Source organism: Streptomyces sp. NPDC008125 (genome assembly GCF_042957125.1).
Classification (GTDB): Bacteria; Actinomycetota; Actinomycetes; order Streptomycetales; family Streptomycetaceae; genus Streptomyces.
Genome location: NZ_JBIBHR010000016.1, coordinates 89,563 through 115,646, shown reverse-complemented (window position 1 = coordinate 115,646; position 26,084 = coordinate 89,563). Strand labels below are relative to the sequence as shown.

Here is a 26,084-nt window from a genome sequence, read left to right as displayed (position 1 = left end):
CACCTCACGGTAAATCTTCCTTCTATCCGTGAGGACCTGATGACCAGCAAGCATGCCGAACGGACCCCCGTCAGCGTCTTCGGCGGTCCGACTGCCCTCATCGAGTACGGCGGGCTGCGGTTCCTCACCGACCCCGCCTTCGACGCCCCCGGTGAGTACCCTCGGGGCAACGGCCACGTCCTCACCAAGACCGCACCCGCCGCCGTCGACCCCGTCGAACTCGCCCCGCTGGACGTGGTCCTGCTCTCTCACGACGAGCACCCCGACAACCTCGACCACTCCGGCCGTGCCCTGCTGGCCGACGTCCCGCTGGTCCTGACCACGCGCGGCGGCGCGGACCGCCTCGGCGGCACCGCACGGGGGCTGGCCCCGTGGGACGCCGTCGAACTGCCCCGCCCCGACGGCGGCACCGTGACCGTGACCGCTGCCCCCGCCCAGCACGGGCCCGAGGGTTGCGAACCGGTCACCGGCGAGGTGATCGGGTTCGTCCTGACCGCCCCCGACCTGCCCACCGTCTATGTCAGCGGCGACAACGCCTCACTGGACGTGGTCCGGCGGGTTGCCGACCGCTTCGCCCCCGTGGACACCGCTGTCCTCTTCGCCGGCGCCGCTCGTACGGCTCTGTTCGACGGCGCCCTGCTGACTCTCGACAGTGCCCAGTCCGCCGAAGCCGCCACCATCCTTGCGGCCCGCCGTGTGGTCCCTGTCCACTTCGACAGCTGGGGCCACTTCACCGAGGGCCGCACCCAGCTGGTCGACGCCTTCACGGCGGCCGGGCTGCTGGACCGTTTGGAGCTGGCCGGGGCGTGAGTCGCCGTCGCGCATGCCGAAGCTCTTGCGGGGCGGGACTCCGTCGTCCGACGGGGCGAGCGGCCTGCTGCGGCCGTGAACTGCGCGTGGCGCGGCTCCTCCCCGGAAGTCCGGGAGGAGCCGCGCCCCGGGACCGTCAGTGCTTGGCGGCCGTGGCACCCATGGCGGGCGGGGCGGCGTCGACACCCCAGGTGGTGGGCTTGTCGGAGAGGTCGATCCGGATCGTGCCGGCGTGGAGCAGGTTCTCGTGGGAGAGCCAGCTCTGGCGCAGTTTGCCCTTGCCGGTGGTCACGGAGGACACGTACTGGAGCTTCGACGCGCTCGCGCCGGGGGCTTCGATGCTGATCGTGCGGCCGTGCTCCGGCCGGATCTCGACCTTCTCGAACATCGGCGCGGTGACGATGTAGTCGGCTGAGCCGGGCTGGGCCTCGAAGACGCCGGCCATGGCGAAGACGAGCAGCGACGAGGTGGCGCCGAGGTCGTCGTTGCCGGGCATGCCGTACGCGTCATCGGTGAAGAGGGTCCGCATCGCCCGCAGCACGGACGAGGTCTTCCACGGGGAGCCGGTCCACGTGTACATCCACGGGGTGTGGAAGTCGGGCTCGTTGTTGGGGTTGAAGGCGAAGTTGTTGTGGTAGTCGTACGCCCCCGTCACCCAGCTCTCCTTGGCCGCCTTCGCCGGGTCGGCGAGCACGGTCGGCAGGTCGAAGAAGGTGTCGAGCCGCTGCTCGGCCTTGTCCGCGCCGCCCATCAGGCCGTACAGGGTCTGCGGGTCCTGCTGGGCGAGCCACTGGTACTGCCAGGCGGTGCCCTCGTGGAAGGCGCCGGACTGGGTGGGATCGGGGTCGCCGGCGACGGAGCCGTCCGCGTTGCGCGTGACCGGGAAGCCGGTGAACCCCTGCGAGGTCACGTCGTTGTCCCAGAGCGTGGAGAAGTTGTCGCAGCGCGAGGAGAGGGTCGTGGCCTTGTCCCGGTAGCCGAGGCCCTTGGCCATGGTGGACAGCGCGCAGTCGGCGAGCGCGTACTCCAGCGTGGCGGAACCGGCCTGGCGGCTGTCGCCGTACGTGTAGCCGGGGAGGTTCCGGTAGGCGACCCAGCCGTTCTGGACGTACGTCGGGTTGCCGTCGCGTCCGCGGAAGAGCGACTGGTCCGCGGGGACCTCGTTGGCGTTCTTCCAGAGCGCGTCGAAGAGCCGGCGCGAGGTGTCCTTGTCGAGCAGACCACGGTTGTAGAGGTCGACGACCCAGGGGGTGACGGGGTCGCCGCTCATCACGTTGGTCTCGCCGCCGCCGAGTCCCCAGCGCGGCACCCAGCCACCGTCCTGGTAGATGTGCAGCACGGACTTCGCCATGTCGGTGGCCTTGTCCGGATTGACCAGGGCCACCAGCTGGTTCTGCGAGCGGTAGGTGTCCCAGAGCGAGAACATCTGGTAGTACGTGGAGTCCGCGCGGTGCACCTGGTCGTCGAAGCCGCGGTAGCGGTTGTCGACGTCGGAACCGATCGACGGGTGCAGCAGCGAGTGGTAGAGCGCGCTGTAGTAGGTGCGCTGGTCGGCGGTGGTGCCACCGGCCACGCGCATCCGGTTCAGCTCGTCCTTCCAGGCGTCGTGCACGCCGTTCCGCGCCGTGTCGAACGACTTCGGCTGCTCGGCCTTGCGGTTGAGGCGGGCGCCGTCCACCGAGGTGTAGGAGAGGCCCACCGAGGTGCCGACCCGGTCGCCCTCGGACGGGTCGAACGACAGCCAGGCCCCGGCGCGCCCGGTGCCACGCGTCGCTTCCCGGGCGCCCGGGGTGAGGGCGTCGTCGGTCCAGGTGCCGAACGTCGAGAACTTCCGGTCGAACTTGGCACTGAAGAAGATCCGGTAGCGCTCCTTGCCGGTCTCGCCGCAGAAGTTGCCGCCCTGGAGCCAGCCCTCGACGGTGTCGTCGCCGACCACCTTGATGTCACCGGCATAGGTGCTGCCGTTGCTCTGGCCGGTCTCGATCAGCACGTTCTCGGAGTCCGAGCCGGCCGGGAAGGTGTAACGGTGCTGGCCGGTGCGCTCCGTCGCGGTCAGCTCGGCCTCGATGCCGTTGTCGAGCTTCACGCCGTAGTAGCCCGGCGAGCGGGTCTCGTCGTCGTGGCTGAACTTGGCGCCGTACTGGGCCGGGTCGGACGAGGTGACCGCGCCGGTGGTCGGCATGAACCGGAAGTTGCCCATCGTCTGACAGCCCACGCCCGAGAGGTGCGTGTGGCTGAAACCGAGGATGGTGTCCTGGGCGTAGTCGTACGAGGCGTACTTGTTCAGCTGCGTGTCGGGGCTCAGCTGCACCATGCCGAACGGTGCGGAGGCCCCGGGGAAGGTGGTCCCGTCGCCGTTGTTGCCGATCGACGTGTCGACCAGCGTGGTGGGGTCGGCTGCGAACTTCGCTCCTTGCGGCCGGGAGTTCGCCACACCGGAGGTGGCGGAGGCCGCGACCATCGTGGTGGCGATCAACAGGACGCCGCATACGCGTTTTTTCAGCGCTTTCATCGCATTCCTCTCGTACGACAACGTTGTCAAATTCGAGCCCGATGATCTTTGCCTTTCGGGCATGGTGCCGTCAACCCGCGGACGGCTTGGTTCCGTTCCGCTTCCGGCCGGCTGCCGCGCTGCTCAGGCGCTGCCCGCGCCCTGCCCACGCCCTGCTTCCGCCGTGCTCAGATCCCGGTGACCTTGGCGCTCGCCGACACCTCGTAGACCAGGGTGACCGTGCGGTGGCCGCCGGGCGCGAGAGCGACGTCCCAGCGGGCGATGCCCTCGGCGTCGATCACGTCCGGGGCGGGGGAGCACGCGTCCTTGCGCAGGTGCACCTCCACGGCGGAGACCTCGGAGACCGGGACGCGCTCCCGGAGGGCCACCACCCGCTCGTCCCGCTCCCCGGGAGCGGAGAACCGCGACAGGTGCAGCCGCACGGTGCGGGTGACCACGGTTCGCTGGGTGATGCCGGTGGTGTCGCGGGACTCCTCGGCCTCCCTGACCACGCGGAAGTCGTCGCGGCTGCCGAAGGCCAGCTCCACGGGGCCGCCGGGGGCGGTGAAGTCCAGCGTGCCGCGGCCGTTGAACCCGCTCGCGCCGATCAGGTCCACGGGGCCGGCGAGCAGCGCGTGGCCGGAGAGGTTGTCGAACCGCACCACCTGGGTGACGAGCGGGGACAACTCCGGCGAGCAGGCGTACTCGTCGCACACGGCGGCGGTGAACGTGGAGAGCGGTACGCGGTGGGCGCGGCCGTCACCGGGGACGGAGACCCGCGCGGGCGCTCTGAGCACCCGCGTCTCGCCGCCGTCGTCCACCCCGGGGAGGCCGACCACCGGGACCGGGCCGAGCGTCGCGATCTCCTCCTCGCGCAGTTCGACCTCGACCGTGCGGCGCTCCGCCGCCGGGCGGTCCCGCAGTGTCAGCCGGTCCTCTGCCAGCCGGGGCGGTACGCCGGCCGACGCCGAACGGGCCGTCGACAGGGTCAGCGGTACGTCGGACCAGTCCTCGCCCGTACGCTGCCAGACGACCGCGTCCGTCTCCAGCGTCAGGGAGCCTCCGTCGAGCACGGCCCGGTAGGCGGGCCGCCACAGCGCACACGGGGTGAGGTGGGTCAGGCGCAGCCCGGCCGGCCCGGCCGCCGTGGCCTCCACCGTGAGTTCGACGTGGCCGACGAGTTCGGCGGGTTCCTCCTCCGTGAGGGCCATGACCCGCTCCGCTTCGGCGTGTTCCTCTTCGAGTGCGGCCAGCTCGGCCCGCACGGAGCGGAGTTGCTCCTCGCACGTGTCGCGTTCCTCGTCCACGCGGTCCAGTTCGTGGGCCCAGCGGGACGGTTCGCTCTTCCCGTGGCCGGCGCCCTCGCCGATCTCCCGCAGCAGATCGGCGGCGAGACGGCCGAGGAGGTCGAGCCGGGTGAGCAGGCGGGCGCGTCGCCGCACCAGAGCCGGCCGCTCCTCTTCGAGGGCGCGCACGCGGTGACGCAGCGGAGAGTCCTCCCCGGTGAGCGGCTCCGGTCCCCGCGGTGTCCAGGTGCGGACGATCCGTACGTCGAGGACGGTCGCGGGGTGCCGGGCGGCCAGTTCGGCGTGGAGACTCCGGTCGACGGCCAGCGCGCTGACCGGGCCGAGACGGAGCCGCTGCACCCCGGCTTCCAGGTCGAGCACGACGGCGCGCTCGACCTGGGCCCGGTCTTCGAGGCACGTGACGGCGGTGACCGGGAGGGGAAGAGAATTCGGGGCCGTGGACATGGCGGGTGTCAGCTCCTGCGGTTGCCGCCGACCAGGGACTTGCCGGTCGGGATGCGGATCTCGTAACCGCCGTCGAGGGCGGCGGTGGCTCCTGCGGGCAGGTCCAGTCGCCAGACACGGGTGCCCGGCGCGTACCGGTCGGGCCCCGCTCCGTCCACGGGCGCGGCCCAGCCGGCCCGCTCCTCGATCCGGACGTCCGGATCGGAGGTGACGGGCACCCGCTCGTGGACCTCCACGCGGACGGGGATCGGGAGCCCGTTGGCCAGTTCCACGCGGACCCCGTGGTTGAGCACGGTGGTGTTGCCGCGCAGGCCGGAGGTCGACTCGTGCAGGTTCGTACGACGGGTGACACGGACGCCCTCGGCCGGCCCGAGCCCCACCCGGCGCACACCGCCGGGTGCGAGCGTGGGCAGCGCGGCGGTCAGCAGAAACCCGTCGTCGACGGTGACCTCCACCGGCCCCGCCAGCAGCGCCTGGTCGGTGGCGTTGGAGAGCAACAGCGTCGCGTAGACGGTCTGTTCCACGGACGGCACGCAGAGGTACTCGGCGCGCAGACCGACGGGGATCTCGCCGACGGTGACGGTGTGCCAGGTGCCGTCGGACGGGACGTCGGCCCGGGCGACGGCGTCGAAGCGGTGGTCGAAGGAACCCGCAGACTCCCGGGGACGCACGGCCTGTCCGGGCGGGGGCAGCGAGGCCACCGCCTCGGCGCGGCGGCGGTGCTCGGCCACCACCGGGTCGAACGGCGCGTCGCCGAAGAGCCGGCCCCGGCGGTCGCCCTGCTCGTCGGGGCCGGAGAGGACGAGGCCCTCGTAGTCGAGCTCGGTGCTACTGGGCCGGGGAGGACCGGCGGGCGGCGACGGGGGCGGGGGAGGTGCCGCGGCCGGAGCCCGGGCGCCGGGCGCCACGGGAGCCGGGCCACCGGGAGCCCCGGCGGCCGGAGCCGCAGGCGCCGCCCCGTAGGACAAGCCTCCCGGGGCCGGGGGACCGCCGTGCTTCGCCCGGGACCGCGCCGGCGCGGACAGTGGTGGCGGGGGCGGCGGTGGGGCGGAGACGAACCCGGCCGGGGCGCCGCCGACCATCAGCGAGGCCGCCCGTGCGGTGACGGGCGTGGCCGGGCGGGGGCCCGCCGCGTCGTACCCGGAGAAGAGTCCGGCGAGCCCGGCCGGAGGCTCACGCCACCCGGCCGGGCCGGGGGAGGGCTGACTGCGGCCGATCCGGACCGAGCGGAGCCTCGGAAGGTCGGTCCGGCGCCGGAGATCAGCGGTGGCCAGAGCGATCCGCACACCGGTCCAGTCCTCGCCGGTCCGCTGGGCGACCGAGGCGCGCAGCACCAGACGGCCGCTGCCGTCGCCCTGCCGGTACGCGAGCCGGTAGGCCGGCGCCCAGACGGCGCCGGGCACGCCGTACTCCAGCTCCAACTCCGCCTCGCCGGTGCCGTCGAGGGTCAGGACCGCGCAGACCGTGGTCTCCACGCGCGCCGAGGGCCCGTCGGTCGAGGCGCGGTCGAGCCGGTCGGCGGCGACCTCCACCTCGTGCTCCGCCACGCGCAGGGCTTCCTCCAGCCCGGCGAGGCGCTGGTGCAGTCCCGTCAGGCGTTCCTCGACGAAACCGGCCAGTTCCAGCCACGCGTCGACCGGGGTACGGCGGTGCTGGGGGTCGTCGCGCTTGCGCGGGGGAGGTACCGGGCGGAGCGCCCCGACCTCCTCGATCCGGCCCAGCACGCGGTCCCGGCGCCCCCGCGCCGCCTCGCACGCGTCCCGCAGCCGCTCGACCTGGTCCCGCAGGCTCTGGGGCGTGTCCGGGCCGAGCCGTCCTGCCCCGGTCTCCACCCTGGCCTCGGTGACACGCAGCCCGGTGGCGCCCAGGACCCGGGCCCGCAACGAACCCGGATCGACAGTGCGGGGCAGCCCCGTCACCCGTACCCGGCCGTCGGGCGGGACGTGGCCCCGCGTCAGGCGGCGGCAGACCGCGCCTTGGGCGTACACCACGACCGAGTCGAGGGTCGATTCCCAGCCCAGCGTCGATTCAGCCGTCATCCGCTCCGCACCCCCGCCGTGTTCATGCCGAGCGCAGCTTACGCCGGGGCTGTCGGTGCGTCAGCGGGGATGCGGAAGGAGCGTCCGGGGCAGCGTGGTTCGTCGTCGACGAGTGCTCGCGCCGGCCGGGCGTGGAGGCTCGGCGGGCGCGGCCGGCGGGGCGAGGGCGGGGCGCTCCCCGGCGGACGGGATGGCGCCGAGCGGTGAGGGCGGCCGGGTGGCGGCATGACTTCCGTGCCGCACCGGTCGTGTGCCGAAGGCTCTGGATGGCCGTGCCAGGAATTGATCCGTCCTCCTGGCCCGAGGGCTGTCCCGCAATTCCTGCGGGGACCGCCCTCGGGCCCGTCGGCGGGAAGCCGGTCGATGTGTCGCCCCGTCGGGTAAACCGCCGGTGGCCGCGACAGGTCTTCGGGAATTCTGGTGTCGGCACGATCGCGGGTCGCGCGGGAGGGCATCGCGAAACCTTTCATGGCGCTTGTTCCGGCGCGCGGAGGTGACGCGGACACCGTGAAGAACCCGCTCCGGTGCCGTACGGGACGGAACCTTCAACACCCTCTCTCATCAGTGGATTCCGACTCCCATGCCCCTCCTTCGCCTGTGGTGGGCCATCGGCTCCGGACTTCGTTCTCCGATCCGATCCGTTCCATTCCCCGGTGCCGCCCTCCCGTCGCCGGGCGAATGGAACGCACTCCACCGGTGATTAACCCTCTCTTCTCCTGGTGTTGGCCGCTCATATCCCTTGTGGGATTCCGTGCGTGCGGATTCGGGGGTGACAATTGGTGCACCGTCGGGGGTACTCCCCATTCGTCGCATAGATCTTCTTGTCATATGCATAAAGTGCTGTTCTTATGCTCGTTGCACATGCGGGGGTGTGTGAAGTGTGACGACGAGGGGGGAATTGGTGTACGTGCGTTCGAGGAGACAGGGGCGGCCGAGGGGCTCGCTGGTGGTGCTGACTGCTGCCGCGCTCCTGCTGGGCCCGTTGCCCGGGGCGGCGTGGGCGGGCCCTCGTACCGGGCCGGTGGCCCAGGACGTCGCTCCGCCGGGTGAGGCCGCGCAGGCGTCGGCGGAAGCAGAGAAGTCCGGCGAACGGGTCGAGGTGGTGGGGGAGCGGTCGCAGGACACGACCGTCTACGCGAACCCCGACGGCTCCACGTTCACGCTGGAGCAGTCGGCGGTGCCGGTCCGGGTGGCGACGTCCGACGGTGGCTGGCGGACCCCGGACGCGACACTGGTGCGCGGGGCCGACGGAAAGGTCGCGCCGAAGGCCGCCGCCGTGGCGATGGAGTTCTCCGGCGGCGGTACGCGGGATCCGCTGGTGCGGATCGAGAAGGACGGCGCGTCCCTCGCGCTGGGGTGGCCCGGGACGCTGCCCGAACCGGAACTGGACGGGGCGAGCGCGCTGTACCGGAACGTCCTGGACGGCGTGGACCTGAAGGTCACCGCGTCCACCGAGGGGTTCCGTCACGTGCTGGTCGTCAGGACACCGGAGGCCGCCGCGCAGCCGGGGCTCGAACAGATCGACTACTCGCTGCGGACGTCGGGACTGAACGTCACCGAGAACAGCGGCGGCGGGTACGACGCCGTCGACGCCGACGGCAACTGGGTCTTCCGCGCGCCGAGGGCGCAGATGTGGGACTCCGCCGGTCCTGAGACCGCCACTCCAGCACCTGACGGGGCGATCAAGTCGACCGCCGGAGCGCAGAGTCCGGCTCGGTCTTCCGTGACCCGGGCCGGTTACGCCCAGGAGACCGCTCGCGACACGGTCCAGGACGTGGCCGAGGGCGCCGCGGCGGACTCCGGCGGTGACGGGACGGGCGTGGAGCCCGCGGCCGGTGACACGACGAAGCCGATGGACGTCTCGGTCGGTCAGGACGTGCTGACGGTCACCCCCGACGCCGGGATGCTGGCGCACACGGCGGCGGAGGACTTCCCGCTGTACATCGACCCCACCGTGTCGTGGGGCGAGGCGGAGCGGACGTTGCTGCGCTCGGACGGCTACGAGTCGTACGGCTGGGGCAACGGGGACGACGGCCAGGGCCAGGGCGTCGGCAAGTGCGGTACCTGGGGCGGGTATTACTGCGGCCCGGGGTACACGCAGCGGCTCTACTTCGAGTTCGCGCCGGACAAGCTGAAGGGCAAGCGCGTCCTCGACGCCACCTTCCGGGCGACCGAGCCGTGGGCGTTCCAGTGCGACCCGCGCTGGGTGCAGCTGTACCGGATGGGCAACATCTCCTCGTCCACCACGTGGGCGTCCCGGCCGACCGCCATCGACCTGATGGGTGACCGAAACGTGTCGGCGGGACGCGGCTCCTCCTGCGATCCGGACACCCCGGCGGCGCCCATCGAGTTCAACGACGACCCGAACGAGACGTACGAGAACCTCACCCCGACCGTGCGGGACTTCGCCGAGGGCAAGTTCTCCCGTCTCACGCTGGCGCTCAAGGCCAAGGACGAGACCGACACCTCGGCCTGGAAGCGCTTCCGCAACGACGCCGTCCTCGCCGTCACCTACGTGGGCCTGCCGGCGGTGCCGACCAACCCGGCCGTCGCCTCCTCGTGCGAGACGACGGAGGCGGACCCGAGCTGGATCTCCGACCCGACGCCCAGGTTCAGCGCACAGGTGCAGGCGGCGGCCGGAGGCGAGAGCGGAGCCGGCCTGCGGGCCCATTTCTACGTGCAGCAGAAGACCTCCGCCGGGTGGACGACCGTGGCGACCGAACCCGTCAGGCCGTCGAGCGGCTTCGTGGCGGACAACGCCACGGTCGCCGTGGACGCGCCGATCGCACTCGCGCAGAACTCGCCCTACCGGATGGCGGTGTTCACCCGCTCCTACTACAACAGCGGGGCGAACCAGATCGAGAGCCACAGCACGGTGACGACCAAGGGCTGGTGCTACTTCACGATCGACTCGACCCGGCCCAAGGCGCCTGCCGTCAGCACGCCCTCGGGAGCGGTGTACACGGTGTGCCCGGAGGACGGTGACGGGTGCGGGGCCGCGACCGGTGGGCCCGGTGCGGCGGGTCAGTTCACCTTCACCAAGAACTCCGCGGACCCCAACGTCGTGGCGTACGAGTACAAGCTCGCGACCGACAAGGCGTGGACGAAGATCTCGGCGACGACCTCGGTCACCCGGAGCGTCAAGCCCGCCCTGTCCGGTGTGCAGGTCCTCTACGTACGCGCCGTGGACAACGTGGGCACCGGTCAGTCGGGCGAGACCACCGCGGTCCGGTTCAACGTCGCCGAGGGCGAGGGGCCTGTCGGGCTGTGGCACTTCGACGACGGTGCCGCCGGCTCCACGGTGACGGTCGCGGCGGACAAGGGAACCGCGCCGGGAAGCCGGCACGATCTCACGCTGCACGAGGCCGGTGCGGGCTGGTCGTCGCTCGCTCGTCGAGGAGCGGGCGACAGGTCGCTGTGGCTGAACGACAACACCAACGCCACCCAGCAGACCGGCTGGGCCGCGGCGACGGGTCCTGTGGTGAACTCGCAGTCCTCGTTCACCGTTTCGGCCTGGGCCTACCCCACGGACGACAAGGCCTTCCGGACGGTGCTCTCCCAGACCGGCAGCGACAACCGGGGCTTCTCGCTCTACTACTCGCCCAGTATCGGCCGCTGGGTGTTCCTCATGCACTGGTACGTGGGCGGGCAGCGCCAGTACATCGGCGCCGGCGCCGACCTGTCGCCCGGCATCACCCTGAAGGCGTGGACCCATCTGGCGGGTGTCTACGACGGCGAAGCGCACACGATCAGCATCTTCGTGAACGGCCGGCGCCAGGGCGCTGCCGTCGCGGTGCCGCAGGAGGGATGGCCCACCTCGGTCGACGGCGGCTTCCAGATCGGCCGCGCCGGTGGCTACAACGGCACGTTCAACAACTACTGGAAGGGCCGTGTCGACGAGGTCGCTGCCTACCAGTCGGCACTGCCGGACGCCGAGGTCGCCAAGGTGGCCAAGCTCTTCGGCACGGACGGGAGTTCGCGGTCGACCGCGCTGGTCGCCGCCTGGCAGCCCAAGGGCAGCACCGGCACAGCGGCCCTCGCGGACACGACCAGCCTGTACGGCCGCAGCCTGCAGCTCAACGGCGGTGCGTCCGTCACGGACGACGCGATCGTGCTGGACGGGGTGGACGACTCGGTCACCGCCGCGGGGCCGGTCGTGGACGACCGGGAGTCCTTCACCGTGACCACCGAGGTCGAACCGGACACGGCCGTCCTGAACTCCAAGGGGGACGGCTACGCGGTCCAGGTCCTCGGGCAGCGAAGCGCGGACGGATCGGCCTGGGGTCTGTGGTATCAGCGGTCCGGCGTCGAGCAGTACATGGACGAGGAGACGGGAGAGCTGCTCGACCGTCCCACCTGGTTCTGGCGCTTCGGCCGTCTCAACAGCGACGGGACGTTCACCGCGGTGGACTCCGACGAGGCGGCGTCCGACGGAGCGGTCCGCCTGACCGGGGTCTACGACGCCCAGGAAGGGACGATCCGGCTGTACCTCGCCTCCACGCAGAACGGCGAGGACACCGCGTACACGGCGGTGATCGGGTCCGGTGAGCTGGCCGGGGGCAAGGGCTACGTCGGCGGCACCTGGGGTCACTACCTGGCCGGCCGGATCACGGACATCCGCGTCTGGGCAGGCGCGGCGGCCGACAGCGACCAGGTCGCCGGCCTCGTCGGTATCGCCCAGGACGACGAGAGCGACGACGTGACCGGATGAGCCGACGTGCGGCCGGTCCCCGAGACGGGACCGGCCCCACGCCCGTGCGTGTCATTTTCCGGCGCGGTCGTACGGACAGGGGATGCACCCCCGGGCGACCGCGCTCACCACGCCTGCGGCGCGACAGCCGTACGGCGCGATCTCCCGCTGCCCTCGTGCGAGGGCAGCGGTCCATTCCACTGGTTCTGTGACCCTATGGGGGCTGCTGGTGTTTGTCGGACGGGGCTCTCGCCCCAGGCTCGGGCGCGCCCTTGCCAGATACGTACTGTTCCTGGCGGTGACGGGTTCGCTGTCCGTCGTCGGCCTCACGCCGGTGGCTCAGGCGCAGGGAACCTCGCACGATCTGAAACCGCTGTGGGAGCGGAAGATCAGCAAGACCGAGGCGGTGACCGGTTTCGACGCCAAGACGGGGAGCCGGACGGCCGCTTCGGGACGGAAGCGGAACGCATCCCAGTCCGAGCAGGCGAGGATCGAGCAGAAGGCGGCCTGGCCCGGGGGCGGCGAAGGCCGTCTCACCGTGGGCGCGGCGGGCAAGACCTCCGCCACCGAGGTCGGCGGACTGCCGCTCGCCCTGCACGTACCGAAGGCACACGGGGACGGCGGCAAAGCCGCACCTGCGCTCGACGGCGGACCGGTCCGGGTGAAGGTGCTCGGCCACCGGGCGGCAACCGGCCTGGGGATCAAGGGCGTTCTTCTGACGGCTCAGGCGCCGGAGGCCGGTGCAGGGGAGATGAGCGTCGGATACGGCGCGTTCGCCTCCGCCTACGGAGGCGGCTGGTCGGGGCGGCTCGGGCTGGTCAGCCTGCCCGAGTGCGCGCTGACGACGCCCCAGGAGGCTCAGTGCCGGGTCGCCACGGAGATCGCGTCGGCCAACGACGTCTCCGCGCGGACCGTCACCGGAGCGGTCACCCTCTCGGCCGGCGTGCCCACGGTGCTGGCGCTCGCCGCGACGGCGTCGGCCGAGTCGGCGTCCGGTTCGGGTACCTACGAGGCCACCCCGCTCTCACCTGCGGCCACCTGGGAGAGCGGAGGATCCTCGGGGTCGTTCACCTGGTCCTACCCGATCGCGACACCCCCCGCCCCCGGTCCCTCCCCGTCGCTCTCCCTCGCCTACGACTCGGGCTCCACCGACGGGAAGACCGCGTCGACGAACAACCAGTCCACCCAGGTCGGTGAGGGCTTCGACCTGTCCGCGAACTCGTACGTCGAGCGGACCTACGGGTCGTGCGACGACGACGGGCAGACGGACAAGAACGACCTGTGCTGGAAGTTCGACAACGCCAGCCTGGTGCTCAACGGGAAGTCCACCGAACTGGTCAAGGACGACACCACGGGTGTCTGGCGGCTGAAGAACGACGACGCCTCCACGGTCACGCTGACCACCGGAGCCGACAACGGCGACGACGACGGCGAGTCCTGGACGGTCACGACCGGCGACGGAACCCGCTACGTCTTCGGACTCGACAAGCTGCCCGGCGCCGGCACAGAGCGCACCAACTCGGTGTGGACCGTGCCGGTGTTCGGTGACGACTCCGGCGAGCCGGGCTACGACAAGGGCAGCACGTTCGCGGACCGCGCGGTGACCCAGGCATGGCGGTGGAACCTCGACTACGTGGAGGACACCCACGACAACGCGATGTCCTACTGGTACACCAAGGAGACCAACTCCTACGGGAAGAACGGCGCGAGCACCGCGACCGCCGGCTACACCCGCGGCGGCTACCTCAACAAGCTCCAGTACGGGCAGCGCGCCGCCTCCCTCTTCTCCGGGGTGACGTCCGCCAAGGTCGACTTCGTCTACGCCGAGCGCTGCACCGCCTCCGACTGCGCCGAACTGAAGGACGCCACCGCGCCGAACTGGCCCGACGTCCCCTTCGACTCGATCTGCGCGTCGGGCGCCACCTGCAAGGCGACCGGCCCGACGTTCTTCTCCCGCAAGCGACTGACCCGCGTCGACACCTCGGTCTGGTCGGCGGGCACCAGCGCCTTCACCCCGGTGGACTCCTGGGACCTCACCCAGGAGTACCTGGACGGCGGGGACATCGGTGACTCCACCGACCAGACCCTGACGCTCAAGAGCATCAAGCGCACCGGCAAGAACGGCACCGCGATCAGCATGAACCCGGTGGCCTTCACCTACGACATGCGCCCCAACCGGGTGGACGGCGACCGGGACGACATCCTGCCGCTGACCAAGCCCCGCATCCGCACCGTCACCTCCGAGACCGGGGCCATCACCGACGTGACCTTCTCGGGCCAGGAGTGCGTGCGCGGCAGCAGCATGCCGACGGCCGAGGACAACGACACCGCCTCCTGCTACCCCCAGTACTGGCACGTCAACGGAGCCAAGGAGGCCACCGTCGACTGGTTCCACAAGTACCGGGTCACCGACGTCGTCACCAGCGACGAGCACGGCCCCGGCGAGACGATGGAGACCCACTACGCCTACTCCGGGCCCGCCTGGCACTACAACGACTCACCGTTCACCCCGGCCGACGAGCGCACCTGGTCCGTCTGGCGCGGCTACCGCGACGTCACCGTCACCCAGGGGTCCGGCTCCGGCCGGTCCAAGGTGACCTCGGTGTACCTCCAGGGCATGGACGGCGACCGGCTGCTCGGGTCCGACGGCAAGCTCGCCCCCACCGCCCGGCGCAGCGTGACCGTGCCGGGCACGGACTTCGACGCGCTGGACGTCGCGGACCAGAAGGACAGCGAGCCGTACTCCGGCGCCCTGCGCCAGCAGACCACCTACAACGGCGCCCTGCCCGTCTCGACCACCGTCTACGACCCCTGGGCCAAGAAGACCGCCACGCAGCACAAGTCGTACGCCGACACCGAGGCGTACTTCGCCCGCACCGGCAAGGAGACGGCCTACACCTACCTGACCGCCTCCGGGACCTGGCGGGGCATCTCCACCAGCACCACCTACGACGACTACGGCATGGCGACCAAGGTCGACGAAACGGGTGACACCGCCAAGACCGGCGACGAGACCTGCACCCGCACCTGGTACGCCCGTAACGACAGCCTCGGCATCAACTCCCTCATCTCCCGCACCAGGGTGGTGGGACGAGCCTGTTCGGTCGCCGAGGCCGATCTCTCCCTGCCGGCCGCCGCGGCGACCGCCGGTGACGTCGTCTCCGACACCGCCACCGTCTTCGACACCCCGAACACCACCGCGTGGAGCGCGTCGCAGACCCCGACCCTCGGCGAAGCCACCTGGACCGGCCGGGCATCCGCCTACCCGGCGGCCGTCTCCGGCAGCGAACGCAGCCCCTCGGCCTGGCAGACCCTCGGCACGTCGACCTTCGATGTGCTGGGGCGCCCGCTGATCACGACCGACGCGGGCGGCAACGCCACCACGACGACCTACACTCCCACGACCACCGGACCGCTCACGCGGACCTGGACCAAGAACCCGAAGCTGTACAGCACTTACACGTACACCGACCCGGCGCGCGGACTGACCACCCAGGTGTTCGACGTGAACGGCAACATCACCGAGACGGCCTACGACGCCCTGGGACGTACGACCGCGGTCTGGCTGCCCAACCGCAGCCACAGCGCGAACCAGAGCGCGAGCCGGGTGTTCGCGTACTCCGTGTCCAACACCGCCCCGTCCTGGTCCTCGTCGGGCACCCTGAAAGCGGACGGCACCACCTACTCCACCAGCTACACACTGCTCGACTCCCTGCTCCGTCCCGTCGAGACACAGACGCCCGGCGCGACCAGTGGCCGCATCCTGACCTACACCCACTACGACAACCGCGGTCTGGCCACCGAGACCTACGCCGACATCTACGATTCCGCCGCGCCCTCGGGCACGTACACACAGCTCGAATACGGTGAGGCACCCAGCCTCACGACCACCGGCTACGACGCGGCGGGGCGCGCCACCAGCACGACGTTCCGGGTCGGCGGCGAGCAGAAGTGGCAGACCACGACCACCTACACCGGTGACTCGACCGCCACCACCGGCCTGACCGGCGGATCGGCGACCCGCACGATCACCGACGCTCTCGGCCGCACCGTCGAGACCCGCACGTACGCGGGCACGTCGACCGCCGACAGCGAGTACAGCACCCTCACGGGCCCGGACTACAGCAGGACCCGCTTCACCTACACCCCCGGCGGCAAGCAGAAGACGGTCACCGGACCGGACGGCGCCGCGTGGTCGTACACGTACGACCTCTTCGGCCGCCAGGTCACGGCGAACGACCCGGACAAGGGCGCCACCACCACCGGGTACACGGCACTCGACCAGGTGTCCTGGACGAAGGGGGCGACCGGACAGGCCGTGATCCTGAGCTACGACGTGCTGGGCAGGGTCAGCGACACCTGGAAGGCGTCCGCGGGCGCGAACCTGGCCGACGCCTCCGTGCTCGCCGCGCAGAAGACGGCCGCCAACACGCTCACCCACACCACCTACGACACGGCCACCCTCGGCAAGGGCCTGCCCGCCGTCTCCACCCGGTACGTCGGCGGGACCGCCGGCAAGGCGTACGCGCAGAGCATCACGGCGTACGACTCCCGTGCCAACTCCGTCGCGACCAGCCTGACGATCCCGTCCGACGACGCGCTGGTGACCTCGGGCGCCCTCGCGTCCAGCACACTGAAGTTCACCTCCGCCTACAACATCGACGGCACCCTCGACCAGACCACGGAACCGGCTGCGGGCGGCCTCGCGGCGGAAACCGTCGAGCACGACTACTCCAGCCAAGGGCTGGCCACCACGCTCACCGGTGGCGGCAAGGGGATCGTCCTGAACGCGACCTACACCGATCTGGCGCAGCTCTCCACCCTCAAGCTGGGAGTCTCCGAGGCAACCGGCACCAACAAGGTCGACGTCGCCAACGGCTACGAGGACGGCACCCACCGGTTGCTGCAGACCCAGGTCCACGCGACGTCCCACGCCTACGACGCCATGAACGTCCACTACACCTACGACACCACGGGCAACATCACCCGGATCTCCGACACCACCACTCTCGGCGGCACGGCGGCTGCCGACACCCAGTGCTTCGGCTACGACGGCCACCAGCGACTGACGGAGGCCTGGACCCCCGCGAACGGGGACTGCGCCACCACCGGCCGTACCACCGCCAACCTCGGCGGCGCCGCCCCCTACTGGACCAGCTACACCTACACCGCCGGGAGTCAGCGGAACACCGAGACCACGCACACCGCCGACACCGCCACGACCACCACTTCCTGCTACCGGGGCGGCACCACCCAGCCGCACACGCTGCTCGCCACGGTCACGTCGGGCACCTGCACCGGGGCCACGGCGGAGTACGGCTACGACGCGGAGGGCAACACCACGTCGCGGCCGGACGGCAGTACCACGCAGAACCTGGACTGGGACGCCGAGGGCAAGCTGTCCCGGCTGACCGAGAACCCGGCGGGCGCAGCCCGCGCCACCGACTACCTCTACGGGGCGGGCGGAAACCTCCTCCTGCGCCGCAGCGCCGCGAGCGACGGTGAGACCGTCCTCTACCTCGGCGCCACGGAGGTCCACCTCAAGTCCGGCAAGAAGTGGGCCGCCCGCTCGTACTCCTTCGCCGGCTCCACCGTCGCGGTGCGCAGCAACCAGACCGGTTCGGAGAAGATCAGCTACCTCGCGGGGGACCAGCACGGTTCCGCCTCGGTCGCCATCGTCTCCGACACCCAGGCGCTGACGAAGCGCTACCTGACGCCGTTCGGTGCCCAACGCGGCAGCGGAGTCAGTTGGGTCGACGACAAGGCGTTCCTCGGCAAGTCCGCAGACGCCGATACGGGTCTGACCCACGTCGACGCCCGCGAGTACGACCTGCTCGTCGGCCAGTTCATCAGCGTGGACCCGGTCCTGGACACCACCGACGGGCAGAGCCTCAACGGCTACGCCTACGCCGGCAACAACCCCGCCACCTACTCGGACCCCACGGGCGAGCGCCTGGCCGACTGCGTGGGTGGATGGAACGAGTGCGGGCCCGTCCGGTCGAGCAGCGGGAACAACGGCGGCAACACCCACAACAGCCCGGGGACCGGCAGTGCCAAGGGGGGCCCGGCCTCTTTGAAGTCGACGGGCAACGATTCCCCGAGGACGCCGAATGGGAACGCGCCTTTCAACTCGCGGAAGCAGACGCCAGGCGAGTACAACTACTTCACCAACCAGGTCCTGCCCGAGTACGAAACTCTGATCAAGTTGGCCGAGGCCGCTGGGTGGAGTCTGACGGCAAAGCTCTGGAGGCACTACCGTGATGCCGACGGAACGAACTATGATGTGGACTTCAATTACCTCAAGGACGACCCCGCATTGCGCAAGGTTGTCCAGGGGCAGCTCGATGACTGGCAGGCGGAGGCTTTGACCACCTGTCGGTCGGGCGGGGCCTGCGAGTTCACGGCGGATTCCAAGTGGCTCGGCGTAGATTTCGCGGCCAAGGATAATCATTTCGGTATCGGGCACGCGCAGATCCGCGTCACTGGTGAGGCCATGTCGGACGGAAAATCTGTCGGAATCCAGTTCAACGTCCAGGTGTACAAGGACTGGAATTTCGACAAGGGGAAGACTGCTCTGGGGGTCAACTTGGGTAGATACGCGGCCATGCACGAGTATGGATACGGGCAGGATTTCGCGATGACATCGAGCAGTCCGACGTACGCCTACAACGAGGTGTACGCGAACAGCTGGGGATGACCCGACAGGTTCGACAGGTTTTCCCCGGGCCGACATGCGGATCCCGTAGTCGGCCCGGGGGCCGATTTATCATCGTCCGCCACCGGCTCGGTGGATTAGGGACGCAGGGTGAAGGTGAAGTGTGATTTTTTTTCGGCTCCTGGTCCGGCTCGGTTGCATCATCGCGTCGGCGACCGCGCCTCTGGCAATTTTCTCCTACCTCCTTTTCGGTGTTTTCGAGGCGCAGTCGGGAGTGGGCGCGCAGGACGAGGGCCGGTGGGCAGACGCACTGGAGGTCGCCCTTCCCGCAGCGGCCGTCGAGTTGGGTATCACTGTGGTCGTACTGCTCTGGGCCAAGGCGATGAGCAGTAATCCGGCCGCACGGTCCGCCCGTGTCGTAGCAGTTGCAGTGGCTGCTGTGTGCGCCAGTGTCCCGACCTCGTTCTTCGTGGGCCTGGTGGCGTGGCCCGTGGTCCTTTTGAGCTGTGTTTTGCCTGCCAGTCTCGCAGCCTCCGCCCTCATGCGGTCCTCAGTTGCAACCGCAGCACCCGGCCGAGTGTGACTCCGGAGGGCCCGAAGTAATCGGCCACGTAAAGTCTCGGATCAAAGCCATCGTGTCGATCGGTGCCGGCAAGCGCGTCACCACGTCCTGCCGCGCCGACCTTTCGGAAAGTGGAACCTCGGCAGAGGCGAGAGCAAGTACGGGGCCCCTTCGACTGGTTTGCAGATCTTCACGGGTATGGGTACGCGCAGGCTGCGGCGTGCTCGGTACCAGCAGCGAGCACGACTTCTGGCGCGGGGAGCGAAATGGGAAATCGAATCGGTCGAGTTCGGCTGGTGTGCAGAATTGTCCTGCCCGTGTTCGTCGCTGTGTCCTGCTGGGGCTGCGGTGCGACCACTCGCGCAGAGACGGGCAAGAATTCTGCAGCGCGGGATGACTCCCGTATGTACGCGGGGTGCACGCATGGGCGCAGTCTGGAAAAGGTCGAGAAAGTGTACGGTCTCGACATTCCTGACGCAGTGGCCAACCTGCGCTTCTGTGAGCAGGAGGACTGGTCGGGCTCCGAAGGTGAAATGCAGTTCGACGCATCCCGGGAGGAATGGGGAGAGTTCCTCGCCGATTCCGGTCGCCCGGGGATCGAACTGGTGAAAATCACCCCGTCGTCGGAAGGCCGGGAGTGGCAGAAGATCCCGAAGGGAGTGAAGGTGGGGTACGGAAGTTATGACAACGTGGTCGACGACTGCGACAGCAGCGTCTACATATATGTCCAGGAGCTGCACACCGACGCGCTTCGGGTGTTTCTGAAACTCGTCTGCGCGTCGTGACGGAGTACTCGTAGGCGCCGTGCGCCGCGCCACCGCGCGGCGACGGCCCACCGGTCCGACCGATGGGCCGTCGCTGCGGGACCTCGCCGACCGCTACGGCAACCCCGGTGGGCCGTTCCTGACGGACGGTCCTGGCGGTGATCGCCAGGGCCGCCCCTCCCGCCTCGCCGAAGACGATCGGGGAGAAGAGGGGCGCGATTGCGCCCGGCGCCACCGCGGTGACGCGCCCAGCGCACAGCGATGACGCGGCCCCCCGCCGGGGCGCCCCGCCGCGGGGCCCGGTCGGCTGGTCGCCGTACGCGCCCTGTCTTCTCGCTCCTCGGGACGATCCCCCGGGTGTCGATCGGGTGCTGATCCGGGAGCCGACCGGCCGGTACGCAGGAGGCGTGCAAGTTCCCTTCCCGGAAAACGGCTTGGGTTGTTCCGTCGGTGGCAGGACTGGAATGGCGGCTTCCGTGACCGGGACGGCCGTCTCACCATGTGGATCGAAGGTTTGACATTAGGGGGACTTATGACCAATAAAGGTGATGCTTTGGCCATGCATTCACCTCCTGTAGTACCGGAGGGTGAGTGCTGCCCCGCCTAGACGAATGAGTACTGCCGTGTCCGACTCCACCCCCGCCCGCGCGACCGTCGACCCGGCGGAGGCATGGGACGCCTGGCGTGCCGAGCGCCACCGTGCGCTCACCTCCCCGATGGGCAACCTCGCCCTGGTCGAGACCCGCTGGGCGCCCACGGGGGAGACCCCGGACGTGGAGGCCGCACGCGCGGACGCGCCGGACACCGTGACCGTCACCGAGGTCCGGCGCACCGACCTGGTCAGCGGCGAGCCCGAGCGGGGCCTTCGGTTCTGGGACGCCGACGCATCCGCCATCCGCGCCTTCGACCGGGTCGACACCTTCGCGTACGACCCCGCCCTGGTGCTGGAGGCCACGTACACGCCCGTCCCCGGCGCCCGGCGCGTCGCCTTCGAGCACATCCGGGACAACGGCGGCAGCCGCGACCTGGTCGTCCCGGGCGACATCGCGCTCACCTTCGACGGCCGCGACTACACTCTCAGCGCCTTCGACGACGACGGCACCCTGCTGCTCGTCTTCGGCGACCCGACCAACGGCGACTCCACCTACGGCGCCGGACGCTTCCTCTTCGTGCGGCGCACGGAGGACGAGAACCGGGTCGTCCTCGACTTCAACCAGGCCTTCGTGCCGCCCTGCGGGTTCTCCGATCAGTACAACTGTCCGATGCCGCCGCGGCAGAACCGCTTCCACCTGCCCATCGAGGCCGGCGAGAAGCTCCCCGTCTTCCGCGACGGCTTCGACGCACAGCACTGATCGCCAGTCCCCACCACCCCGCAGCTCCACGCACCGAAAGAGCCCTCACCCATGAGCACCAAGAAGAACGTCGTGTTCTCCACCGCGACCGTCGCCGCTCTCGCCGTGGCCCTGACCGCCTGCGGCGGCAACGGCGGCACCAGCGCCTCGGGCGGCGGCACCTGGAACAAGGACGCGGTCGTCAACATCGGCTCCCTCTACGAGCCGCAGAACCTCGACAACACCGCCGGCGGCGGCCAGGGCGTCACCGAGGTGCTCAACGGCAACGTCTACGAGGGTCTGTTCCGGCTCACCGACGACGGCAAGGTCGACAAGCTCCTCGCCGAGGACTACACGACCGGCGCCGACGGTCTCACCTACACCTTCACCCTCCGCGACGGCGTGAAGTTCCACAGCGGCAAGGCCCTCACCAGCGAGGACGTCAAGTACAGCCTGGAGAAGGTGCTCGCGGACGACTCCCAGTCCGCCCGCAAGAGCAACCTGGAAGTCGTCAAGGACGTCGCCACCCCCGACGCGCGGACCGTGAAGATCACGCTGTCCCGGAAGTCGGTCTCCTTCGTCTACAACCTCTCCTACGTCTGGATCATCAACTCCCAGGCGAAGAACCTGAAGACGACCGAGGACGGCACCGGGCCGTACACCCTGAACAAGTGGACCCGCGGTTCCGCGCTGAGCCTGAACCGCTTCGCCGGCTACTGGGGCGACGCCGCCGCCAACAAGCAGGTGGTCTTCCACTACTACAAGGACGCCACCGCGCTGAACAACGCGCTGCTGACCAACGCCGTGGACGTGGTCACCAGCGAGCAGTCGCCCGACGCCCTGGAGCAGTTCAAGAGCAACGGCTCCTACAAGGTCAACGACGGGAACTCCACGACCAAGCTGCTGCTGGCGTTCAACGACAAGGCCAAGCCCTTCACCGACGTCAAGGTGCGCCAGGCCGTCTCCGCGGCCATCGACGACAAGAAGCTCCTGGAGTCCGTCTGGGGCGGCTACGGCAAGCAGATCGGCTCGATGGTCCCGCCCACCGACCCCTGGTACGAGGACCTCACCTCCGTCAACGCCCACGACGTGACGAAGGCCAAGAAGCTGCTCGCCGAGGCCGGTTACGCCAAGGGCTTCAGCTTCACGCTCGACACCCCCAACTACGACCCGCACCCGACCGCCGCGACCTTCATCAAGTCCCAGCTCGCCAAGGTCGGCATCACCGTCAAGATCAACACGATCACACCCGACGAGTGGTACACGAAGGTCTACAAGAACCACGACTTCTCGGCCACCCTCCAGGAGCACGTCAACGACCGCGACCTGGTCTGGTACGGCGACCCCGACTTCTACTGGGGCTACGACAACCCGCAGGTCACCCAGTGGGTCAGGGAAGCCGAAGAGGCGCCCGACACGGCCGCGCAGACCGCACTGCTCAAGAAGGTCAACGAGCAGACCGCCAAGGACGCCGCCAGCGACTGGCTCTACCTCTACCCGCAGATCGTCGTCGCGAGCACCAAGCTCTCCGGCTACCCGCTCAACGGCCTGAACTCCCAGTTCTTCGCCTACGACATCAAGAAGACGGGCTGATGGCGCGCTACCTGCTGCGCCGGTTCGCCTTCCTCCTGGTGTCGCTGGCCCTGGCGAGCGTGGTGCTCTTCGCACTGCTGCGCATGCTCCCCGGCGACCCGGCCAACGCACTCACCTCGGTCGGCGCCAGCCCCGAGCAGATCGCCGCGGCCCGCCACTCCATCGGCTCCGACCGCCCGCTGCCCGAGCAGTTCACCCACTGGATCGCGCAGATGGCGAGCGGCGACCTCGGCACCTCGTTCGTCAGCTCGCTGCCGGTGGGCCCCGAGATCAGTGCCCGGCTCGATGTCACCGTCCCGCTCACGCTGGCCGCGTTCGTCCTCGCCGTCCTGGTCGCCGTACCCGCCGGGTTCGTCGCCGCGTACAAGCGGCGCACCTGGTACGGAGCGCTGCTCAGCGGCGTGTCCCAACTGGGCATCGCGATCCCCGTGTTCTGGCTCGGCATGATCCTCATCGCGGTGTTCGCGCTGAACGCGGGCTGGCTGCCGTCCGGCGGCTTCCCGCCGGACGGCTGGGCCGACCCCGCCGAGGCGGTCCGCGCCCTCGTGCTGCCGGTCGTGACCATCGCCCTGGTGATGAGCGCCTCGCTGATCCGCTACGTACGCTCCGCCACCCTCGACGTGCTCGGCAGCGACTACCTGCGCACCTCGCGGGCGCTCGGCTCGTCCTTCGCCCGTGCCATGTGGCGGCACGGCCTGCGCAACGCCTCGGTCCCGGTCATCTCCATCCTCGGCATCGAACTCGCCTCGACGCTGCTCGGAGCCGTCGTCGTGGAGTCGGTGTACGCGCTGCCGGGCCTCGGCTCGCTCCTCGCCAACGGCATCTCCCAGCACGACTACCCGGTCATCCAGGGCGTGCTCTTCGTCTCCACCCTCGCGGTACTCCTGATCGGCTTCGTCGCCGACCTGGTCCAGCGGATCATCGACCCGCGGCTGCGCGGCCGACTCTCGGGAGGTACCCGATGACCGGGACCGACCTGACCACCCGGGTGGCCGTCGCGGCCACCGGGGCCAAGCGGCGCTCCCGCCGCTCCGCCAACCTGATCGTCGGCTGCGTACTCGCCGGACTGATCGTGCTGCTGGCCGTGGTGTCGTTCTTCTGGCTGCCCTTCGACGCGGAGGACACCTCCGGCGGACGGCTCGACGGACCGGGCGGCGGTCACCTGCTCGGTACCGACAAGCTCGGCCGCGACCTGTTCACCCAGGTGATGACCGGCTCCCGCATCGCCGTCGAGGCCGGACTCGGCTCGGTGGCCGTCGCCGCGCTCATCGGGATCACCCTGGGCGTGCTCGCCGCGTTCGCGCAGGGCTGGCTCGACGACACGTTCTCGGCGCTGCTGGACATCCTCATCGCCTTCCCGACGCTGCTGCTGGCGATGCTCATCGTCGCCGCGCGCTCGGCGACGCTCAGCTCGGCGGTCCTCGCGATCGGCCTGGCGCAGAGCGCGGTCGTGGCGCGTCTGGTACGCGTCCTCGTCAAGCGGGTCCTGGCACGCGACTACATCACCGCCGCCCGCACCTCCGGCACCTCCTGGCCGCGCACGGTCCTCTCCCACGTGCTGCCCAACATCTGGCCCACCCTCGTGGTCAACCTCGCCCTCCAGTTCGGACTCGCGGTCCTCGCCGAGGCCGGGCTCTCCTACCTCGGCCTCGGGGCACCACCGCCCAACGCCTCCTGGGGCCGCATGCTCCAGGAGGCCCAGGCCACCTTCACCACGGCACCCGTCGGCGCGCTCGCGCCCGGCATCCTGCTCGTCCTCCTCGTCATCGGCGTCAACCTCGTCGCCGACGGCCTGCGGGACACCCTCGACCCGGCCACCCGGCGGAGGCGCGCGTGACTCTCCTCGACGTGACGGGACTGACCGTCCGGACCGAAGACGGCCGGACCCTGGTCGACGACCTGTCCTTCACGGTGGCCGGCGGTGAACGGCTCGGCCTCATCGGCGAGTCCGGCTCCGGCAAGTCCCTGACCACCCTCGCGGTGCTCGGACTGCTCCCCGAGGGCATGACCTCGGCCGGCAGCGTCGTACTCGCCGGCACCCAGACGGTGGGCACCCCCGAGAAGCGCCTCACCGAGGTCCGCGGACGGGACGCCGCCATCGTCTTCCAGGAACCGCTGACCGCGCTCGACCCGCTGATGCGACTGGGCCGGCAGGTCGCCGAACCGCTCGCCCGGCGCACCGGCCTCAAGGGCAAGCCCCTGCGCGCCGCCGTGATCGAGGCCCTCGAACAGGTCCGGCTGCCCGAACCCGAGCGGATCTCCCGCGCCTTCGCGCACGAGATCTCCGGCGGACAGCGTCAGCGCGTCGCCCTCGCGATGGCGCTCGCCTGCGAACCCAAGCTGCTCATCGCCGACGAACCCACCACCGCCCTGGACGTCTCCGTCCAGGCGGAGATGCTGGACCTGATCGACGGCCTGGTGCGGGAACGGGAGATGGCCGTGCTGTTCGTCAGCCACGACCTCGCCGTCGTCGCCAAGGTCACCGACCGGGTCCTCGTCATGAAGGACGGGCGGGCCGTCGAGCAGGGTGCGGTCCACGACGTCGTGCACGCACCGCGCGAGGAGTACACCCGCACCCTGGTCGCCAGCGCCCGGAAGCTGGAATCCGCCCTGGACCTGAGGAGCGCGCGATGACGCCGGTACTGGAGCTGAAGGACGCAGCCGTACGCTACCGGGGCTCCGACGCCGACGTGGTACGCGACGTCTCCCTCGCCGTCGACGCGGGCGAGAGCCTCGCGCTGGTCGGCGAGTCCGGCGCCGGCAAGACGACCCTGCTCCGCCTGCTGCTGGGCCTCGCCCGGCCCACGGCTGGCGCCGTCCACTTCGACGGGGCCGACCTGAATCCGCGCGACCGCGCGCAGATGCGCCGCTTCCGGCGCAGCGTGCAGTGCGTCTTCCAGGACCCCTACTCCTCGCTCGACCCCAGCCGCCAGGTCGGCGCGATCGTCGCGGAGCCGCTGCGCTCCCTCGGCCTCGACAGCCGTACGACCGCCGCGCCCAAGGTCGCCGCGGCGCTGGAGGCCGTCGGCCTCCAGGCGGACGCCGTCGACCGCTATCCGCACGAGTTCTCCGGCGGTCAGCGCCAGCGCATCGCCATCGCCCGCGCCACCGTCTGCGACCCGCGCGTCCTGCTCGCCGACGAGCCGGTCAGCGCGCTGGACGTCACCACCCGGGTGAAGGTCGTCGACCTGCTGGCCGAGCTGAAGGAGGACCGGGGGCTCACGATGGTGATGGTCTCCCACGATCTGTCCGTGGTGGCCACCCTCTGCGAGCGGACCGCCGTGCTGGAGCGCGGGCAGATCGTCGAGCAGGGCGCCACCGCCCAGGTGCTCGGCGCTCCGGCGCACCCCTACACCCGCCGCCTCATCGACAGCGTGCCGCGCCTGCCCGTGTGACCC

General features: G+C 70.3%; 13 protein-coding genes. 10 read left to right on the top strand and 3 right to left on the bottom strand.

Annotated features, from left to right (window positions below):
- The first annotated feature begins 39 nt into the window (after positions 1-39).
- Positions 40-810 (top strand): MBL fold metallo-hydrolase, encoded by a 771-nt coding sequence (locus ACFZAX_RS25665; protein WP_390964506.1) that lies wholly within the window; start codon positions 40-42, stop codon positions 808-810.
- Positions 811-946: 136 nt separating this feature from the next.
- Here the strand turns inward: ACFZAX_RS25665 and ACFZAX_RS25660 are convergent, their stop codons facing one another.
- The 3 genes from ACFZAX_RS25660 to ACFZAX_RS25650 all read right to left on the bottom strand — a co-directional run bounded on the left by ACFZAX_RS25660 (position 947) and on the right by ACFZAX_RS25650 (position 7,091).
- The gene (locus ACFZAX_RS25660) at positions 947-3,322 is read right to left on the bottom strand and encodes a GH92 family glycosyl hydrolase (protein WP_390964505.1); all 2,376 of its coding nucleotides are present in this window, start codon (positions 3,320-3,322) and stop codon (positions 947-949) included.
- A 167-nt stretch (positions 3,323-3,489) separates the two neighbouring features.
- Complete coding sequence (locus ACFZAX_RS25655; protein ID WP_390964504.1) at positions 3,490-5,052, bottom strand: mucoidy inhibitor MuiA family protein; 1,563 nt, start codon at positions 5,050-5,052, stop codon at positions 3,490-3,492.
- Between the two features lie 8 nt (positions 5,053-5,060).
- Positions 5,061-7,091 carry a DUF4139 domain-containing protein gene (locus ACFZAX_RS25650; RefSeq protein WP_390964503.1) on the bottom strand — a complete coding sequence of 677 codons (2,031 nt, stop codon included), beginning with the start codon at positions 7,089-7,091 and terminating at the stop codon, positions 5,061-5,063.
- Positions 7,092-8,037: 946 nt separating this feature from the next.
- On the opposite strand from ACFZAX_RS25650, the gene ACFZAX_RS25645 reads away from it, so the two are divergent.
- The 9 genes from ACFZAX_RS25645 to ACFZAX_RS25605 all read left to right on the top strand — a co-directional run bounded on the left by ACFZAX_RS25645 (position 8,038) and on the right by ACFZAX_RS25605 (position 26,081).
- Positions 8,038-11,802 carry a LamG-like jellyroll fold domain-containing protein gene (locus tag ACFZAX_RS25645; RefSeq protein WP_390964502.1) on the top strand — a complete coding sequence of 1,255 codons (3,765 nt, stop codon included), beginning with the start codon at positions 8,038-8,040 and terminating at the stop codon, positions 11,800-11,802.
- A 277-nt stretch (positions 11,803-12,079) separates the two neighbouring features.
- A complete protein-coding gene (locus ACFZAX_RS25640; protein ID WP_390964501.1) occupies positions 12,080-18,478 on the top strand; it encodes an RHS repeat-associated core domain-containing protein in 6,399 nt (2,132 codons plus the stop codon).
- An 837-nt stretch (positions 18,479-19,315) separates the two neighbouring features.
- Positions 19,316-19,783 carry a hypothetical protein gene (locus ACFZAX_RS25635; RefSeq protein ID WP_390964500.1) on the top strand — a complete coding sequence of 156 codons (468 nt, stop codon included), beginning with the start codon at positions 19,316-19,318 and terminating at the stop codon, positions 19,781-19,783.
- Positions 19,784-20,373: 590 nt separating this feature from the next.
- On the top strand, positions 20,374-21,114 hold the full coding sequence (locus tag ACFZAX_RS25630) for a DUF1684 domain-containing protein (RefSeq protein WP_390964498.1): 741 nt from the start codon (positions 20,374-20,376) through the stop codon (positions 21,112-21,114).
- Between the two features lie 51 nt (positions 21,115-21,165).
- Entirely contained in the window at positions 21,166-22,686 is a 1,521-nt protein-coding gene (locus ACFZAX_RS25625; protein WP_390964496.1) for an ABC transporter substrate-binding protein, read from the top strand.
- Entirely contained in the window at positions 22,686-23,651 is a 966-nt protein-coding gene (locus tag ACFZAX_RS25620) for an ABC transporter permease subunit (protein WP_390964495.1), read from the top strand. Before ACFZAX_RS25625 ends, ACFZAX_RS25620 begins: the two co-directional genes overlap by 1 nt.
- The gene (locus tag ACFZAX_RS25615) at positions 23,648-24,523 is read left to right on the top strand and encodes an ABC transporter permease subunit (RefSeq protein ID WP_390964493.1); all 876 of its coding nucleotides are present in this window, start codon (positions 23,648-23,650) and stop codon (positions 24,521-24,523) included. Before ACFZAX_RS25620 ends, ACFZAX_RS25615 begins: the two co-directional genes overlap by 4 nt.
- Positions 24,520-25,320, top strand: coding sequence for an ATP-binding cassette domain-containing protein (locus tag ACFZAX_RS25610; RefSeq protein ID WP_390964491.1), 801 nt, complete (start codon positions 24,520-24,522; stop codon positions 25,318-25,320). The genes ACFZAX_RS25615 and ACFZAX_RS25610 overlap by 4 nt, the downstream gene beginning before the upstream one ends.
- Positions 25,317-26,081 (top strand): ATP-binding cassette domain-containing protein, encoded by a 765-nt coding sequence (locus ACFZAX_RS25605; RefSeq protein WP_390964489.1) that lies wholly within the window; start codon positions 25,317-25,319, stop codon positions 26,079-26,081. Before ACFZAX_RS25610 ends, ACFZAX_RS25605 begins: the two co-directional genes overlap by 4 nt.
- Positions 26,082-26,084: the final 3 nt, after the last annotated feature.

Excerpts from the sequence above, each read along its gene's own strand:
- ACFZAX_RS25655 (WP_390964504.1), bottom strand. The coding sequence starts at position 5,052 with ATGTCCACGGCCCCGAATTCTCTTCCCCTCCCGGTCACCGCCGTCACG.
- ACFZAX_RS25605 (WP_390964489.1), top strand. The coding sequence starts at position 25,317 with ATGACGCCGGTACTGGAGCTGAAGGACGCAGCCGTACGCTACCGGGGC.
- ACFZAX_RS25620 (WP_390964495.1), top strand. The coding sequence starts at position 22,686 with ATGGCGCGCTACCTGCTGCGCCGGTTCGCCTTCCTCCTGGTGTCGCTG.
- ACFZAX_RS25630 (WP_390964498.1), top strand. The coding sequence starts at position 20,374 with ATGAGTACTGCCGTGTCCGACTCCACCCCCGCCCGCGCGACCGTCGAC.
- ACFZAX_RS25650 (WP_390964503.1), bottom strand. The coding sequence starts at position 7,091 with ATGACGGCTGAATCGACGCTGGGCTGGGAATCGACCCTCGACTCGGTC.
- ACFZAX_RS25660 (WP_390964505.1), bottom strand. The coding sequence starts at position 3,322 with ATGAAAGCGCTGAAAAAACGCGTATGCGGCGTCCTGTTGATCGCCACC.
- ACFZAX_RS25625 (WP_390964496.1), top strand. The coding sequence starts at position 21,166 with ATGAGCACCAAGAAGAACGTCGTGTTCTCCACCGCGACCGTCGCCGCT.
- ACFZAX_RS25665 (WP_390964506.1), top strand. The coding sequence starts at position 40 with ATGACCAGCAAGCATGCCGAACGGACCCCCGTCAGCGTCTTCGGCGGT.
- ACFZAX_RS25615 (WP_390964493.1), top strand. The coding sequence starts at position 23,648 with ATGACCGGGACCGACCTGACCACCCGGGTGGCCGTCGCGGCCACCGGG.